General features: G+C 71.6%; 14 protein-coding genes and 1 pseudogene. 3 read left to right on the top strand and 12 right to left on the bottom strand.

Annotation, left to right across the window (positions count from 1 at the left end):
* Window position 1: 1 nt before the first annotated feature.
* From AC07F0_RS18790 to AC07F0_RS18815, 6 genes are all read right to left on the bottom strand, one after another.
* Entirely contained in the window at window positions 2-1,564 is a 1,563-nt protein-coding gene (locus AC07F0_RS18790) for a Wzz/FepE/Etk N-terminal domain-containing protein (RefSeq protein ID WP_478980160.1), read from the bottom strand.
* Window positions 1,561-2,958 carry a YveK family protein gene (locus AC07F0_RS18795; RefSeq protein ID WP_478980162.1) on the bottom strand — a complete coding sequence of 466 codons (1,398 nt, stop codon included), beginning with the start codon at window positions 2,956-2,958 and terminating at the stop codon, window positions 1,561-1,563. Before AC07F0_RS18795 ends, AC07F0_RS18790 begins: the two co-directional genes overlap by 4 nt.
* Complete coding sequence (locus tag AC07F0_RS18800; protein WP_478980164.1) at window positions 2,955-4,235, bottom strand: glycosyltransferase family 4 protein; 1,281 nt, start codon at window positions 4,233-4,235, stop codon at window positions 2,955-2,957. Before AC07F0_RS18800 ends, AC07F0_RS18795 begins: the two co-directional genes overlap by 4 nt.
* On the bottom strand, window positions 4,225-5,550 hold the full coding sequence (locus AC07F0_RS18805; protein WP_478980166.1) for a nucleotide sugar dehydrogenase: 1,326 nt from the start codon (window positions 5,548-5,550) through the stop codon (window positions 4,225-4,227). The genes AC07F0_RS18800 and AC07F0_RS18805 overlap by 11 nt, the downstream gene beginning before the upstream one ends.
* A gap of 103 nt (window positions 5,551-5,653) precedes the next feature.
* Complete coding sequence (locus AC07F0_RS18810; RefSeq protein ID WP_478980168.1) at window positions 5,654-7,132, bottom strand: sugar transferase; 1,479 nt, start codon at window positions 7,130-7,132, stop codon at window positions 5,654-5,656.
* A 260-nt stretch (window positions 7,133-7,392) separates the two neighbouring features.
* Window positions 7,393-8,325, bottom strand: coding sequence for a helix-turn-helix domain-containing protein (locus AC07F0_RS18815; protein ID WP_478980170.1), 933 nt, complete (start codon window positions 8,323-8,325; stop codon window positions 7,393-7,395).
* A gap of 108 nt (window positions 8,326-8,433) precedes the next feature.
* Here AC07F0_RS18815 and AC07F0_RS18820 point away from each other — a divergent pair.
* A pseudogene (locus AC07F0_RS18820) lies at window positions 8,434-8,658 on the top strand (XdhC family protein); the annotation flags it as partial.
* Window positions 8,659-8,919: 261 nt separating this feature from the next.
* Window positions 8,920-10,227 (top strand): phosphatase PAP2 family protein, encoded by a 1,308-nt coding sequence (locus AC07F0_RS18825; protein ID WP_478980172.1) that lies wholly within the window; start codon window positions 8,920-8,922, stop codon window positions 10,225-10,227.
* On the opposite strand, the gene AC07F0_RS18830 is transcribed toward AC07F0_RS18825, so the two are convergent.
* The 5 genes from AC07F0_RS18830 to AC07F0_RS18850 form a co-directional block, all read right to left on the bottom strand.
* Complete coding sequence (locus AC07F0_RS18830) at window positions 10,217-10,591, bottom strand: hypothetical protein (protein WP_478980174.1); 375 nt, start codon at window positions 10,589-10,591, stop codon at window positions 10,217-10,219. The two genes, AC07F0_RS18825 and AC07F0_RS18830, sit on opposite strands and share 11 nt — an antisense overlap.
* A complete protein-coding gene (gene ctaD, locus AC07F0_RS18835; protein ID WP_478980176.1) occupies window positions 10,588-12,300 on the bottom strand; it encodes an aa3-type cytochrome oxidase subunit I in 1,713 nt (570 codons plus the stop codon). The genes AC07F0_RS18830 and ctaD overlap by 4 nt, the downstream gene beginning before the upstream one ends.
* A gap of 260 nt (window positions 12,301-12,560) precedes the next feature.
* Window positions 12,561-12,977: a hypothetical protein gene (locus AC07F0_RS18840; RefSeq protein WP_478980178.1), complete on the bottom strand. Its 417-nt coding sequence runs from the start codon at window positions 12,975-12,977 to the stop codon at window positions 12,561-12,563.
* 9 nt (window positions 12,978-12,986) lie between these two features.
* Complete coding sequence (locus AC07F0_RS18845) at window positions 12,987-13,337, bottom strand: hypothetical protein (RefSeq protein ID WP_478980180.1); 351 nt, start codon at window positions 13,335-13,337, stop codon at window positions 12,987-12,989.
* Between the two features lie 48 nt (window positions 13,338-13,385).
* Window positions 13,386-14,291 (bottom strand): SMI1/KNR4 family protein, encoded by a 906-nt coding sequence (locus AC07F0_RS18850; RefSeq protein WP_478980182.1) that lies wholly within the window; start codon window positions 14,289-14,291, stop codon window positions 13,386-13,388.
* 325 nt (window positions 14,292-14,616) lie between these two features.
* Here AC07F0_RS18850 and AC07F0_RS18855 point away from each other — a divergent pair, with 325 nt between their 5' ends.
* Window positions 14,617-15,678, top strand: coding sequence for an N-acetylmuramoyl-L-alanine amidase (locus AC07F0_RS18855; protein ID WP_478980184.1), 1,062 nt, complete (start codon window positions 14,617-14,619; stop codon window positions 15,676-15,678).
* Between the two features lie 9 nt (window positions 15,679-15,687).
* Here the strand turns inward: AC07F0_RS18855 and AC07F0_RS18860 are convergent, their stop codons facing one another.
* Complete coding sequence (locus AC07F0_RS18860) at window positions 15,688-16,203, bottom strand: alpha/beta hydrolase (protein WP_478980186.1); 516 nt, start codon at window positions 16,201-16,203, stop codon at window positions 15,688-15,690.
* Window positions 16,204-16,220: the final 17 nt, after the last annotated feature.

Below are 16,220 nucleotides of genomic sequence, written 5' to 3' on the forward strand. Positions count from 1 at the left end.
GCTACCGCACCTCCTGGTTGCCGTCGGGGACCCCCGCCGCCCACATCGGCAGCCGCTCCGGCCGCAGCCGGCCCTCTCCCACTGCCTGCACGGTGGGGGAGGTACCCCCACCGTGCTGCCGGGCCGGCCGCTCGCTGCGGCCGCGCAGCGCGGTGTGCAGCCCGTCCCACAGCGTGCCGTCGGTGCGGTCCCGCGGATCGGGGTCGATCAGCACCACGCCGATCACCGTGATGCGCTGGTCCGCGAGCTGCCGTGCCACGGTGTGCAGCCATGCGGCGCTGCCGTGCCCGGCACGCACGACGAGCACGGTCCGGGTGCCGAGGTACTGCAGGTCGGTCCACGCCGTGCCGGGCGCCACCGAACCGACGCCGAGGCCCAGCTCCTGGTCGGACACGGTCTCGGCACGCTCGCCCCCGACCACGGCGGGGTCTCCCGGCTTCGGGCGGCGGCCGGCGAGCTGCGGCCCGGGCAGGCCGTCGATGACGACCACCGGCCCCTCGGCCGCCAGTGCCCTGGCGAGATCCACCGCGATCACGCTCGTGGTGCGCGCACAGCCCAGTTCCAGCAGGGACACCGGTTCCGCGGAGCCGCGCACGGTGCGGGCCAGGAAGGTGGTGAGCCGTTCGCGTGCCGCCCGGGTCCTTCGGCGCTGCCACAGCCTCGCCGGCAGGCGGGGGGCGCGGGGCAGCTCCGCGATGACGGAGGCGCCGAGGTTCGCCGCGATGTCCCGGCGCAGCACCGGGCGGTCCGCCACCACCGAGCCGACCGCGGCCACCGCGAGCCCGAGGACGAGCCCGAGGACGAGTCCGATCGCGGCGTCGGTGACCGCTGCTTTGGGCAGGGAGTGCCGGACCGCGCGCGGGGCGTCCACGATCTGTGTGCCGGCCACGAGCTGGGGTGTGCCGATGCGCGCCTCCTCGGCACGCTGGTCGAAGTCGGCGATCCGCGAGGTGAGTTCGGCCCGGCGGGCGAAGAGCGACTCCATGCTCGCCGACGCCTTCGGGCTGCTCTGCGGCGGTCCGTCCCCGATCGCCTTGTTGACCCCGGCGAGTTCCTTTCGCATGCGGTCACGCTGGTCGACAAGGGCCTTGGACTCGGCCTTGGCGGTCTCCCGCATCCGCCGCACGTGGTCCGCGACGAACGCGTCGGCCAGCGCCCTGGCCCGGGCCACGGCTTCCGCGTCGCTGTCACCCGTCACATCGATCTGCAGCACGTTGTTGGACAGGCCGGTGCCCCGGTAGTCCCGCATGAAGTCCTCCGGGTTCTCCGGGGACCCGAGGGCCCGCAGGGCGCTGCCCGCGATCCGCGTGGTGTGCAGCAGCTCCACATCGGTGCGCATCAGCGTTCCGGTGTCGTTCGGCTGGTCCTCCTTGTGCGCCACCAGCACCTTGGCCACCGCGCTGGGCGGCGGCGGCAGCAGGACCGCCACGGCCGCGCCGACCAGCAGCCCCAGCAGCGCCCAGGAGCTCCAGAGGCGGCGGCGCCTGCGCACCGCTACCACCAGCGCCTGCAGATCCAGCAGCGGAGCAGCGGCCGGCGGTTCCGACGTCTCGCTTGTGGTCACCGTGCACCTCCCGTCGCGTGGCCGCGCACCGCGAGCTTTGGAGCGGCCTCGTCGGCAGGACGGCCGGCAGACCGCGTCGTGCGGTCCCGGGTCGTGCCGGCGACGACGACGCCGACGACCTCGTGCCCCGCGTCCGCACACGCCTCGGCGATGCCGGCGAGCTCCCCCGCGGTCCAGCCGCCCGCGCTGAGCACCACCAGGGCACCGGACTCGGTGCCGCGGTCCGGCACCAGCGGTCCGGGCACCGAAACCCCCACCACCCGCGGCACGGGGCAGCCCCTGTCCGCAGAGCCGGGGGAAGGGGCGCTCCCGGCCTCGGCGACGAGCTGCCCGGCGGCCCGGACGGCGACCTCGTCGCTGTCCGGTACGACCACCAGCAGCCGCCGCGAATCCGGCAGCTGGTCCCGGAGGCGGGCCCACACCCGCCGGTAGCGGATCCGCCGGCCGGCCTCGCCGCCGGACGGCTGCGGAGGCGGGACGTCCCACCGGGTGTCGAGGCCCAGCAGCCGGCGGATCCTGGCCTGCGGGCCGCTGCCCTTCGGCCGGTGCGCGGGCGCCGCGTCAGGGACGTCGACGGTGCCGAGCAGGGCGGAGTCCAGCGCCGCGGCGATCTCCGGTGCGGTGCGCAGCCGGCGGCTCATCCGTGCGGCGGCGAGATGGCCGACGACCGCGAGCAGGAAGAACAGCAGCGCCCCGGCGCCCACGAGCTGCGCTCTCGTCGGCGCCGCCTCGCCGGTCGGCCGGGCCGCCGGTCCCATGACCACCATGCCGGCCTTGTTGGTCGCCGGGTCCGCCTCGTCCAGCTTCTTCATGGCGTCCAGCAGCGCGGCACGGAGCTTCTCGAGCTCGGTGCGGGCCTGCACGCTCTCCACGGTCCGCCCCGGGTCGGCCGCCTCGGCCAGATCGGTGATGCGGCGGTCGGTCCGCACCACCGTCTTGCGCAGCTCCTCGGGCGCGTCCGCCGCTTCGGGGTCGGGGTTGTCGCCTGCGAGTCGCGCGGCGAAGGTGACGAACTGCCCGGCCACCTGGTCGGAGAGCCGCTGCGCACGCTCCGGGGTGTCGGCCGTGCCCGAGATCTTGATGATGTTCCCGTCGGCGGTCTCGGCGCTGACCCGGTCCCGCAGTCCGCTGCCGCTGACCCCGGGCCAGCCGAGTGCGGCGGCCGCACGGTCGACCACCACCGAACTGGTCGCGATCTCCGCCTGGGTGAGCAGCTCGCGCTCCTCCCACTGCCCCGGCAGCAGCACCGACGCCGACGTCGTGTACCGCGGCGGAAACAGCACCGAGGCGCCGTAACCGACGAGTGCGCCCACCACGGCGAGGACGGCGAGAAGCCGCCCGCGCCGACGGAGAATCCGCCCGATCGTGACCAGGCGTATCGTGTCATCGCTCAACGGCGCTGCCTCTTCCCTGTGCGGACCGGGTGGCCCGCCGACGCCGCGGTGCGGTCACGGCAGGCGGCGGCGTAGGCGGCGAGCAGCGACTCCTGCGAGTTCCGCCAGGAGAGCGGTCCGCTGATCCGCTCCTGGCCGATCTTGCCCATCCGGGCCCGCTTCTCCGGATCGTCCAGCAGCAGCGCGATGAGCCGGGCGAACTCCGCCTCGTCGTCGGCGGGTGCGTAGACGGCGGCGTCACCGGCGGAGACCCGCGCCTCCTTCAGGTCGAACGAGACGATCGGCCGGCCCATCGCCATGTACTCCAGGACCTTGTTCATGGTCGACACGTCGTTGAGCGGATTGCGCGGGTCGGGGGAGAGGCACACGTCCGCGGTGGACAGGTAGCGCACCAGATCGGCGTCCGGAATGCGCCCCGTGAACTGCACCTGCTCGGAGAGTCCGAGCCGCCGGGACAGCTCCACCATCGCGTCGAAGGCGTCGCCGGCGCCGACGAACACGGCATGCCAGTCGGTCCGCCCGAGATCGTCGCGCAGTTTCGCGAGGGCGCGCAGGGCGTAGTCGACGCCGTCCTGCGGGCCCATCACGCCGAGGTAGCACAGCAGATGGGGCTTGCCGCGTTTCAACTCCGGCTCGGGCGGCACCGGCTGGAACCGGTCGACCGCGGGTGCGCTGCGCACCACGAAGACGTCCTCGGGCCGCCGGCCGCCACGGCGCAGGGCGACGTCCCGGTAGCTCTCGTTCGTGGCGAGGACGATGTCCGCGGCCCGGTAGGTCCGCCGTTCCAGCGCGCACACGGCGCGGTAGAGCAGATCCTCGCCGCGGCCGAACCGGGAGAGGTACAACTCGGGTACCAGGTCGTGCTGGTCGAAGACGAACCGCGCCCCGCGCCGCTTCAGCCACAGCGCCGGCAGGAACAGCAGGTCGGGCGGATTGCAGGCGTGGACCACGTCGACGGGGCCGACCTTGCGGGCCAGCCGGGCCGTGTGCCACAACGCCGATCCGTACTCCCGCAGGTAGCCGGCCGGCCCTCCGGTGGCCGCGCGCAACGGGTAGCGGTGGATCCGCACCCCGTCGATCACCGCCTCCGGCTCCGTGTCGCGCTTGCTCCCCTGCGGGCAGATGACGTGCACCGTCCAGCCCGCGTCGCGCAGCGTCGTGCACTCCTGCCACACCCGCCGGTCGAACGGCACCGACAGGTTCTCCACCAGGATCAGCGCGCGCCGGTCCGGCCGGCCGCCTGCGGCCGTGTCGTCGAACGATCTGTCACCAAGCAAGGCCCACGTACCCCGGTTCGGCCCGGCGCGCATCGGCGTCGGGAAGGTGGACGAGGTCGACGAGCACCGGGCCCTCGCTGTGGGGCAGCGCCGCCAGCACGGCCGGATCCCTGGTCCCGACCAGGCACACCTCGGCGTGGTCGAGCACCTCGTCCACGGACGCCGCAAGCAGCTGCGCGAGGTGCGGCAGCCGGTTCTCGATGTACTCGCGGTTCGCGCCGATCAGCCGGGAGAGGTTCACGTTGGCGTCGTAGATCCGCAGGTCGTACCCCTTGCCGAAGAGCCTCTCCGCCAGCTCGACGAGCGGGCTCTCGCGCAGGTCGTCGGTGCCGGGCTTGAAGGACAGCCCGAACATGCCCACCCGGCGCTTTCCGGTGCGCTCGACCAGGTCCACCGCGCGCTGCAGATGGTCGGAGTTGGAAGGCAGCACGTGGGCGAGGATGGGCACCGAGACGTCGGCACGCTGCGCCGCGTGGACCAGGCTGCGCAGGTCCTTGGGCAGGCAGGAGCCGCCGAAGGCGAAGCCGGGCCGCAGATAGGCGGGGCTGATGTTCAGCTTGCGGTCGGCCAGGAACACGTCCATCACCTGGTGCGAGTCCACCCCGAGGGCCTGGCACACCGCACCCAGCTCGTTCGCGAAGCCGATCTTGAGGCCGTGGAACGCGTTGTCCGCGTACTTGATCGCCTCGGCCGTCGGGACCGGTACCCGGAACACCTCGCCGGGCAAGCCCTCGTACAGCGCCATCACCGCATCGCCGCTGGCCGGGTCGAGCTCGCCGATGACCGTCTTGGGCGGGTCGAAGAAGTCCCGCACGCTCGTGCCCTCGCGCAGGAACTCCGGGTTGACCGCGACCCCGAGGTCCACCCCGGCCGTGCCGCCGACGTACTTCTCCAGGATCGGCACCAGCAGGTTCAGGCAGGTGCCCGGGAGCATGGTGCTGCGGAACACCACCGTGTGGCGGCCCCCCTGCTTGGCCCCCTCGGCCAGCGCGGCGCCGATCTGCTCGGTGACCCGCTCCAAGTACGTCGTGCACAGGCTGCCGTTGGGCTCCGACGGCGTGCCCACACAGACCAGCGACACCTCGCTGCCCATGACCGCCTCACGGACGTCGCCGGTGGCGCGCAACGCTCCACTGCGCACGACCTCGGCGATGAGCTCGCCGATCCGCTCCTCGACCACCGGGGCCTTGCCGTCATTGACCAGGTCGACCTTCACCTGGTTGACGTCCACCCCGATGACCTCGTGCCCCATGCTGGCCAGGCACGCGGCCGACACGCAGCCCACGTAGCCGAGCCCGAAAACGCTGACTCTCATGACCCGTCCCTCCCCCCAGGCAGACCCTTGTGGCCTGCGGTCCCCCCGAGCAGGCCCTTTCGGCCTGCGGTCCGCGCCCCGTCCGGACGCAGACCTCCGCGCATCAGTAGGCGCCCTGGCCGTGGAGCACCGCACGCAGCGTCTTCCACAAGATCACTGTGTCCAGGGCGAGCGACCAGTCCTCCACGTAGCGCAGGTCCAGCCGGACCGCCTCCTCCCACGACAGGTCACTGCGTCCGCTGATCTGCCACAGACCGGTGAGTCCCGGCTTGACCAGCAACCGCCGCCGGATGTCCGGGGCGTACGCGGCGCACTCCTCCGGCAGCGGAGGCCGCGGACCGACGAGCGACATCGATCCGGTGAGCACGTTGAAAAGCTGCGGGAGCTCGTCGAGCGAGTACCGGCGCAGCACCGCTCCCACCCGGGTCACCCGCGGATCCCGGCGGAGCTTGAACAGCAGGCCCGCGCCCTCGTTGCGGTCGGCCAGCTCGGCCCGTGCCCGGTGAGCCCCGGCGACCATGGTGCGGAACTTGAGAATGGTGAACTCGCGGCCGTCCTTGCCGACCCTGCGCTGGCGGTAGAACGCCCCGCCCCGGCTGTCCGCCATCACGAGGAGCGCGACAAACACCATCAGCGGCGCGAACAGCATCAGCAGAAACGTTGCGCCTACTCGGTCGACGACCCCTTTGACCGCCCGGCGGCCCCCGGTGAAGGTCGGCATGCTGACCCGCAGCAGCGGGATCCCGAGCACCGCGTCGACGTGCAGCCGCGGGCCGGCCACCTCCATCAGCACCGGGGCCACGACCATCTCGGCGTCGCTGCCTTCGAGGTTCCAGGCCAGCCGCTGCAGCCGGTCCGGTGACCAGTGCGGGTCCGGCGTGACCGCGACGACACGGTAGCCGTCGCGGCTGACGTGACCCGCGACGTCCGCCAGCCGGCCGACGATCGGCACTCCGTCGAGTTGGTCACCGTCGAGCCCAGGACCGTCCGTCGTGCACACCGCGTCCACCCGCCAGCCGAGGTGCGGGAACCTGCGGGTCCGGCTGATCAGGTCGCGCACGGTGGCCGGGCTCCCGGCGGCGAGCACCGGTCTCAGACACCGGCCTTCCTTGCGCTGTTTGTGCAGCGAGAGGCGCAGCAGATACCGCGCGGTCATGGTGACCAATGCGATCGCGGGGATCGCGACGAAGATCCAGAGCTTGATGTTGCGCGAGGTGAGGGCGATCCCGCCGAGGGCCAGGACGACGGTCGCCGTGAACAGCGAGCGTCCGAGCCGGCGGAACTCCTCGGCGCCCTGGCCGAGCACCGCCGGTGCCCACGCCCGGCTCACCGCGAGCGCGCCCAGCACCAGCAACTCGGTGCCGAACGCGAGAATGCCCCACTTCTCGTGCCAGTTGGCCGCGTCCCGGGCTCCGAAGAAATTGCCGATCGCCGCCACCACGAAAGCCGTGGCCGCGGTGTCGCTGATGATCACAGTACGGCGGTACCGCTGTTCCCAGTCGATCGCCTGCGGGCTGATCGCCTCGTTCGCCAGCTGCCCCCGTGCCGACGGAAAAGGGTCGACAAGTTCCCCCTGTTGCACAGAACCCCCCAAGTCGCCAGTAACTCGACGCGTTCGCCTCGCACTGTTCCTCGCCTCGGGAGGCCCCCGCCTCCCTACTCCGCGCTACTTGGACACCCTGAACCCCGGGTGCTCCCCGCACCCAAGGCACCCTCCCGGGCTCCAAGAAATTGATCACCACCATGTCTGGTGGTGGGGACGCGACCGTCGGCTTTCCGCGGCTCCGGACCTATAGATCATTAACGGTCGCCTCGTGTTCGAACATCCGAAGCACGGTCAATCTAGACCATCGAGATCAGTATGTAGAGGGGATGTGTGCAAATTGTGCGCAAGCTTTGAGACTGATTTCGTCGGGGGTGGCCTGCGGCGGTCAGGTGAGGGGGGGAGGAGGCTGGCAGGTCCTGGTCGGCGGCCCAGGAGGCGAGGATGCGCAGCCGTTCGTGGGTGGGGGAGCCGGGCTCGGCGGTCCAGACGGTCAGGTTCTGGTCGGGGTCGGTGTTGGCGGTGAGGGTGTCCCAGTCCAGGACGAGTTCGCCGACGACCGGATGGTTGAGGGTCTTCGTGCCCACGGTGCGGGCGGCGACGTGGTGATCGCCCCACCAGCGGGCGAACTGCTTGTCGCGCAGGGACAGTTCACCGACCAGCTCGATCAGGCGGGGATCCTCGGGGTACTTCGCGGCCTCCATGCGCAGCTGGGCGACGGCGATGTGCGCGGAGGTCTCCCAGTCGGCGTACAGGGTGCGCATGGCCGGATCGGTGAAGATGATCCGCGGGTAGTTGCGGTGCTTTTCCGCGAGGCGGGAGAAGTCGGTGACCAGGGCGGCGGCCAGCGCGTTCCAGGCCAGGATGTCCCCGCGCCGGCCCTGCACGATGGCGGGGGTGGCGGTGAGGTCGTCCAGGACCCGCTGCAACTGTGGTTGGACCTTCTGCCGGCCGCGGCGCCGGGTGCGGGTGGTGGTCTTTCCGGCGAGCTGGAAGAGGTAGCCGCGCTCGTCGTCGTCCAGGTGGAGCACCCGGGCGAGGACGTCCAGCACGGGTGCCGACGCCTGCATGCGGCCCTGTTCCAGCCGGGTGTAATAGTCGGTGCTGATGCTGGCCAGCTGGGCGACCTCCTCCCGGCGCAGCCCCTCCACCCGGCGGGGTTTGCCGGTCTCGGGCAGACCGACCGTGCGCGGGCTCAGCTCCGAGCGGCGCTTCTTGAGGAATTCTCCCATCTAAAACTGACGGACGTTATTGACAGGTGGGTCTTCCGTCCCTAGGAGACCCGCATGACTGAACGCGAGCTCGCAAGACGCGCCCGGCACCGGCTCGCAGTGCTGCGCCACGCCGAGCGCCTGCGGCTGCTGCGTGAGGAGGGCGTCACGGACGACCACTTGGACCGGCTGCGCTCCCCGATCGGCCTCGACCTCGGAGCCCGCACGCCCGAGGAGACCGCCGTCTCCATCACCGCGGAGATCATCGCCCGGGCCAACCACGGCACGGGCCGACCGCTGACCCGCGTCACCGGCCCGATCCACCGGACGCCGAGCGTGCCGGGCAGCACGTAGGCCGACCGCGCTGACCGGCTCGGACAGCGTCTTCAGCAACTCGTAGCCCGTCGGTGGAGGCGTCGGGGACGTCTCAGGGGTACCTGGATCTTCATGACCACCGGACTGCGGCGCGTCGCTCCGATAGCATGTTCGGTCATGTGACGATCCACCTCCTTACAACTGACAAATCGAATAAAACAATTGATATCTATAACGACGCGGATTTTCTCGCGAATAAGACGCGGAATCACGTTCCCCGCCCGGCCTCGACCCCGGACGATGCTGTGGGCCACAGCAGGTGTGGTGGCCCTCGGTTTTCTCATCGCGCTGGAGATCGCCGCGCGCCGCCTCGGCGTGCCCGGGCCGATCACGTGCCAGGTGCAGGAGGTGATCGTCGCCCCCAAGTCGGGCTTCCTGCTGTACGCCGCCATGGCGCTGACCATGGTGGTCCTCACCCGGCGGCAGCGGTTCGTCGCCTTCGGCTTCGCACTCGGCATCGACGCCGTCTTCCTGGTGGTGCGCTGGGCGGTCGGCGTCGAGCTGGGGGACCGCCATCCCTTCGGCAACGGCGCGTTGTGGGTGATTCTGGGCTGCGCGGTCATCGCGGTGACGCGCCGCACCGGCCCGGAACGCGTCCTGCTGCTGAAGGGCGTCGGACTCGGCCTGCTGCTGGTGGCCGGCCGCAAGGCCGGTGACACCTGGCTGGTCATCACCTCGAAGACCCGCCCGATGGTGCTCGACCCGTACGTGGCGACCGCCGACCATGCGCTGGGCAACCCGTCGTGGCTGGTGGGCCGGATCGTCACGGCCACCGGCCAGGCCGGTGCCATCGCCCTCGAAACCGTCTACGGCCAACTGGCGGTGGCCGCCGTCGTCGTCGCGCTCTACCAACTGCGCAACGTGGCCGCCGAGCGCCGCTTCCCGCGCCACCACCTGGTACGGACCTTCCTGGTCATCGGGCTCCTCGGGCCGGGCATCTACATGATCTTCCCGGTCGTCGGCCCGGTCTTCGCCTACGGCCCGGGCGCCTCCGGCACCGGCGGCCTGCAGTGGGCGGTGGCCAACCTGTGGCCGGACCTGCCGCCACCGACCAGCGCCGTCCCGCACGAGGTGCTGTACGACGGGATCACGCCCCGCAACTGCATGCCCAGCCTGCACACGGCGTGGGCCACCGCGATCTTCATCCATTCCCGCAGGGGCCCACGCGTGCTGCGCCACGCGGGCACGTTCTGGCTGATCGCCACGCTTACCGCGACGCTGGGATTCGGCTACCACTACGGCGTGGATCTCGTGGCCGGCGTGGTGTTCACGGTCACGATCGAGGCGGCCCTGCGCTCGCTCGAACGCGGCTGGGACCGCTCCGGAATCCAGCTGGTCACCTACGGAGTGGCCGTCTTCACGGCGATGCTGCTGTCCTACCGCTATCTGCCGATGGAGATGGCCGCGCGTCCGTGGCTGTTCGGGCCGCTGCTCCTTCTGGCGATGGCCTCGGTGATCTACGGCTACGTACGGACCACCGGCCAGTGGGAGACGAAGGCCGTCCCGGCGCCGCAGCCGGCGCCGGAACACGAACTGGTCAGCGGGTGAGGAGGACCGCCAGGGCGCTCACTGTGCCCGCGCCGGCGAGGAGGGCGCAGGCACAGGCGGCGTGGCGGCGCAGCAGGGCGAGCCGGAGGCCGGCGTAGCGGCTCTCGTACTCCTGCCGCAGCTCCTCGGCCCGCCGGACCGTGTCGTGCAGCAGCTGACGGGTGACGTCGAGGCGCCGGCGGACGTAGTGGCCGGCGAGTTCCTCGGCCTGGGCGGCGGTCAGCCACGGCATCCCCGCGCAGAGTTCTTCCGCCTCGCGCCGTGCCTGATCGATATGGACGTGCGCGAGGAGATAGCCCTCGGCCTCGTCGGCCAGCGCGTGCCGCGGGTTGCTGTACGGCACCCCATGGCTGCCGCGTGTCACGTCCGCCGGCCCTTGTGCCCGCCGGGCTCGACGACATCGCGTCGGCCGGTGTTCTCCGCCTCGTCCAGCTGGGCCACGTCGGGATGGTGCAGGTCGAAGGCGGGGGATTCGGAGCGGATCCGCGGCAGGGTGACGAAGTTGTGCCGCGGGGGCGGACACGAGGTCGCCCACTCCAGGGAACGCCCGTAACCCCAGGGGTCGTTGACCTCGACCCGCTTGCCCTGCTGGGAGGTCTTCCACACGTTGTACAGGAACGGCAGCGTGGACAGCCCCAGCAGGAACGCGCCGATCGACGAGACGGTGTTCAGCCAGGTGAAGCCGTCCGCGGCCAGGTAGTCGGCGTACCGGCGGGGCATGCCCTCGGCGCCCAGCCAGTGCTGCACCAGGAACGTCGTGTGGAAGCCGACGAACAGGGTCCAGAAGTGGACCTTCTCGATGCGGTCGTCCAGCATCGTGCCGGTCATCTTCGGCCACCAGAAGCTGAAGCCGCCGAACATCGCGAACACGATCGTGCCGAAGAGCACGTAGTGGAAGTGCGCGACCACGAAGTAGGAGTCGGTCACATGCCAGTCCAGTGGCGGCGAGCCGAGGATGACCCCGGTCAGACCGCCGAAGAGGAACGTGACCAGGAACCCGGCCGCCCACAGCATCGGCGCTTCGAAGGACAGCGAACCCTTCCACATGGTGCCGATCCAGTTGAAGAACTTCACCCCCGTCGGCACGGCGATCAGATACGTCATGAAGGAGAAGAACGGCAGCAGGACCGCGCCGGTGGCGAACATGTGGTGCGCCCACACCGTCACGGACAGCCCGGCGATGGCGATCGTGGCGCCGATCAGGCCCGTGTAACCGAAGATCGGCTTACGGGCGAAGACCGGGATGATCTCGCTGATCACGCCGAAGAACGGCAGGGCCAGGATGTACACCTCGGGGTGACCGAAGAACCAGAACAGATGCTGCCAGAGGATCGCGCCACCGTTCTCCGCGTTGAACACCTGCGCCCCGAAACGCCGGTCGGCCTCCAGCACCAGCAGTGCGGCGGCCAGCACCGGGAACGCCAGCAGCACCAGCACCGAGGTGAGCAGCACGTTCCAGGTGAAGATCGGCATGCGGAACATGGTCATGCCCGGGGCGCGCATGCAGATGATCGTGGTGATGAAGTTGACGGCGCCGAGGATGGTGCCGAACCCGGACAGGGCCAGGCCCATCAGCCACAGGTCCCCGCCGACCTGGGGAGTGCGCTCCCCGCCGCTCAGCGGGGTGTAGGCGGTCCAGCCGAAATCCGCTGCGCCCTGGGGGGTGAGCAGACTGCCGAGCACGATCAGGCCGCCGAAGAGGAACAGCCAGTACGAGAACATGTTCAGCCGCGGGAAGGCCACGTCCGGGGAGCCGATCTGCAACGGCATCACCGCGTTGGCGAACCCGGCGAACGTCGGCGTCGCGAACAGCAGCAGCATGATCGTGCCGTGCATGGTGAACGCCTGGTTGTACTGCTCGTGGGACAGCCACTGGATCCCCGGCCGGGCCAGCTCGGCCCGGATGGCCATCGCCAGCGCCCCGGCGATCAGGAAGAAGACGAACGACGTGATCAGGTACAGGTGACCGATCTTCTTGTGGTCCGTCGTCGTCACCCAGGAGACGATCACCTGGCCCGGACCGCGGCGCTCCGCCGCCGCTACCGGAGCGACCGGTTCGGTATGTGTCGCCATGAGCTCCTCGATCGGCAGTGCGTGTCCAACTCGGCGGAAAGCTAGTCCCGCTGATGCGGCACAGCCCGCTGTGGTGGGGCTTCCTTGAGCTGAACGGCCGAGTGATCCACGCCAACGAGTGGTGTTCCGTTGATGCAAGGGCGGTGTGCGAGCTTTCGGCCCCAGGTCTGGCTCGGCGCTTCGGCCCGCGTGCTCCGACGCCGCGAAGGCGCGTTGGCGGGCACGCGGTCCTCAAGAAGGTCATGCGAGCGCGCCCGTCGTCACGCGCTGTCCAGGTCGGCGGTGAGTTCCTCGTGCCAGCGGAGGGAGACGTGCTGGTCGAGGATCGTCGCCGCGGCGACCGGGAGGGGGAGGTGGAGGAACTCGCGCAGTGCGTGGGCCGCCCCGGCGGGTGCGTCCCACGCCGTGAGGTCCTTGTGGGAGACGGGGGCGCTGTCGCCGTCCGCCAGGAGCCGCCGGGTCGCGTGGGCCTCTGCGGCCAGGGTGCGCATGCGCGAGTCCAGGGGACCGTCCGGGTCGCAGGCGACGGGCAGGCCGCGGCGGATTAGGTCGAGGGCCTCGGCCACCTCCGGGTGGGTGTCGAGACGCGTCTCCGATGCCAGGCGCGACAGGTGGGCCGCGACGGCGGCGCGCAGGCGCTGCGGCGGTGTGCGCTGAACGAGGCCGGCCAGGTCCAAGTGCCGTACTCAGGAAGGGAATCCGCAGTCCTCCGCCGTGGGGAGGTCGTGCAGGAGGGGCAGCAGCGGGGCACTGGTCAGCTCCGCCGGGCCCTCCTCGTCCGGGTCGTAGGCGATGCCGAAGTCCTGTCTCAGTACGGCCAGGAAGCGGGTGTACGCGGCGGTCGAGCCGGGCCAGAGGTCCACGCCGAGCCGCCGGGCATCCGGTCCGCCTGCCCTGTTGCCCTCGCGCGGCGACATGACGCGCCGGGTGTCCTCATGAGGACACGGCACGCCGTCCTCGGCGAAGGTGAGCACGACCTCCGGGCCGTGCCGGGTCAGGACCGCCACGCGTGTGCCGGGGGACAGGGTGCGCAGCACCTCCGGCCGGGCGAACTGCGCGGCGCCGCCCTCCAGCGTGGCGTACGCTCAGCCGCCGGCCTCGCCCGCCCGGACCAGGGGCCGGTGCGCGGCCCACGCGGACTCCGCCGCCCGCTGGGCCTGCCGGTGGTCGCGCGGCCGTACGGTGGCGGGGACCGCGCCGAGCCGGCGCAGCATCCCGGCCGGTGTCAGACCGGCGGCGAACGCGACGTCCGGCTGGTCCGGCAGCGGGGCGGGCCGCAGCCGGCGGGTGCGGACGAAGAAGAGCCGCTGCGTCCCTTCCTGCCGGGGTGGTGGCGGGGGACCACCGGCGGCGTCCGGGAAGACCGGGCGCTGGAGGGCCGGCGGGTCGGACTCCGGCTCGGCGAGCGCGGCGGCCCACGCCGGCGGGGAGACCGCCTCGGCGGTCACGGTCCGCTCCTCCTCCCACCCCAGCTTTCCGGCCACGGCCACGGGGACGCGGTCGAGGAACGGGCGACCGCCCTCCAGGGCGTCCGCGAGGTCGGCCAGAACATGACGCAGCGAGGGCCAGTGCGCGAAGGAGCGCATCTCGTCGTCGAAGCGGCGGCCCACCTGTCCGTGGTGGGGCCCGGGGCGGCAGGCGAGGAACAGGCCGTCCGAGGCCCGCCGGCCGATGCCCAGGGTCAGGGGCAGCCCGGCTTCAGCCACCCCGAGGCTCCGCAGGAAGGCCGTGTTCCGCTTCACGATGTCCGCGACACCGCACAGCGGGCCGTAGGACGACAACTGAACTGTGCCGTCGTCGGGTTCCGCCCCGTCGTGGCACCGCAGCGAGGCCACCAGGTCCGGGGGGAACGGCACGCCGAGCGTGCGCTCCGCGTCCTCGATGCCGGCCCGCGACGCGGGTGGGCGCAGCGTGGCGTGGGAGAGGGGAGCGTGCCGGGCCAGCCAGGCGTCGACACGGGCCCAGGACTCCTCGACGGCGGGGACGCTCATGGCGGCGGACCCTACGCCGGGCCACTGACAGCGCCCCGCCCCCTCCTGGTGCCGCAGGGTCGTAATCCCGCCGATTTTGCGGACGTGGCGTACGGCGAGGTGAGCGACGACGCGAGCGGCGCGAGAATGGTGAGGGCCTGGCGACCTCCGCGCGGCAGCTCCGGCGAAACGATCCGCCGGACCCGCACCGCGGGGACGGAAACGCACCGCAGACGCACCAGCATCCCGGCCGGGCACGCCCCGCAAAGCGATCGCACCGTGTTCAGCACCGTGTTCAGCACCGTCTTCAGACCGGCACGAACGCGCCGGAACGGAGGACTGACTCATGGCCACCCCGCTCACCGCCGCCCGGCTCGTCGCAGCGCTGAAGGCCGAGGGCTGCGCCGTTCACGAGGTCGGTGGATGGCGCACCAACAACCGCAACCACAAGGGCCCGTGGGGTCCCGTGCACGGGGTGATGATCCATCACACCGTCACCGGCCCCGGCACGGCCGTCGTCGAGCTGATCTACCACGGCCACAGCGCCCTGCCCGGTCCGCTCGCCACCGGATGCATCACCAAGGACGGCGTCGTCCACCTGACCGGCAACGGCCGGGCCAACCACGCCGGCGGCGGCGACGGTGACGTGCTCAACGCCGTCATCGGCGAGTCGTACGGCACGTACCCGCCCGCGACGCACGAGCACGACGGCTCGGCCGGCGCGGTCGACGGCAACGCCCGTTTCTACGGCTGGGAATGCGAGAACAAGGGCGACGGCAAGGACCCGTGGCCGAGTGTCCAGTACATCGCCATCGTCAAGGCCACCGCCGCGATCTGCCGCGCGCACGGCTGGGGCCCCAAGAGCGCGATCGGTCACCTGGAGTGGAGCGACTGGAAGGTCGACCCGCGCGGATTCGACCTGGCCGACTTCCGACGTGACGTCGCCGACGCCCTGGCCCTCCCGGCGGGCCTGTGGGAAGGAGAGGACCCCATGCCCCAGTACGTCAACCTCGGTGTCTCCAAGGGCTATCGGCTCGCGCCCGGTGCCTGGGACTCGGTCGAGTTCGCCACGGAGTGGGCCGACGAGACCGGCGACCACGCCACCGGCGGAAGCGTCTTCGTCCGTGGCCCGGCCCGATTCAGCGGCAGCGTCAGCCTGCACATCGACGGCCTGCCGGCGGGCGCGGTCGTCCAGGCGCGCATGTCGGAGTACCAGGGCGACCAGCACCGCGCCGACCACCCGATCCACGAGATCGTCGGGACCGGCGGCGGCACCTTCGCGGTCGTGCCCCTGACGAAGCGGCTCCCGTCCGGCCGGAGCATGCGGATACGGCTGCTGAACCAGGCCGCCGTCCCGGTCACCGTCGCGAGCGCGGTGCTGACCGTGCTGGTGTGGAAGGAGAGCTGAGACCGGGCTCTACTCGGCCGTCGGCAGCCCGGGGCCCGCGCAGCGGACGTTCGCCGACGGCACTTCTCCGTGCACCAGGTACGCCGCCACGGTGCCGTCCACGCAGGCGTCGCCGCGGCTGGCGAACACGCCGTGGGAGTAGTCGTCTTCGAGGGTGACCAGGCGTGAGCCGGGCAGCAGGCGCTGGAGGCGGCGGGCGCCCTCGACCGGCGTGACCGGGTCGTGCCCGGAGGCGACGAGGAGGACCGGCGGCGCGTCCGGGCTGCCGAACGGCGTGCGGTGGCCGGGCCGGTGATGCCAGTAGGCGCAGGTGCTCGCCTCCATGCCCGTCAGCACCGGCTGAGGATCGAGGCGGCGGGTGCGGCGGATGTCCGCGACGATGCCACGAGGGCTCGGGGGAGGCCCGTCGGCGCACTTGACGACGCGGTTGGCCGCCTCGTAGTTGCGGGAGCCGGGACTGTCGAAGGCGCCGTCCGGGCGCAGGCCGTCCGGGTCGCCGTCGGCCAGGCGGCCGCGAGGGCGCACAGGAGTGCGGTGCGGTG

The sequence above is a fragment of the Streptomyces sp. NPDC045955 genome, assembly GCF_056430805.1.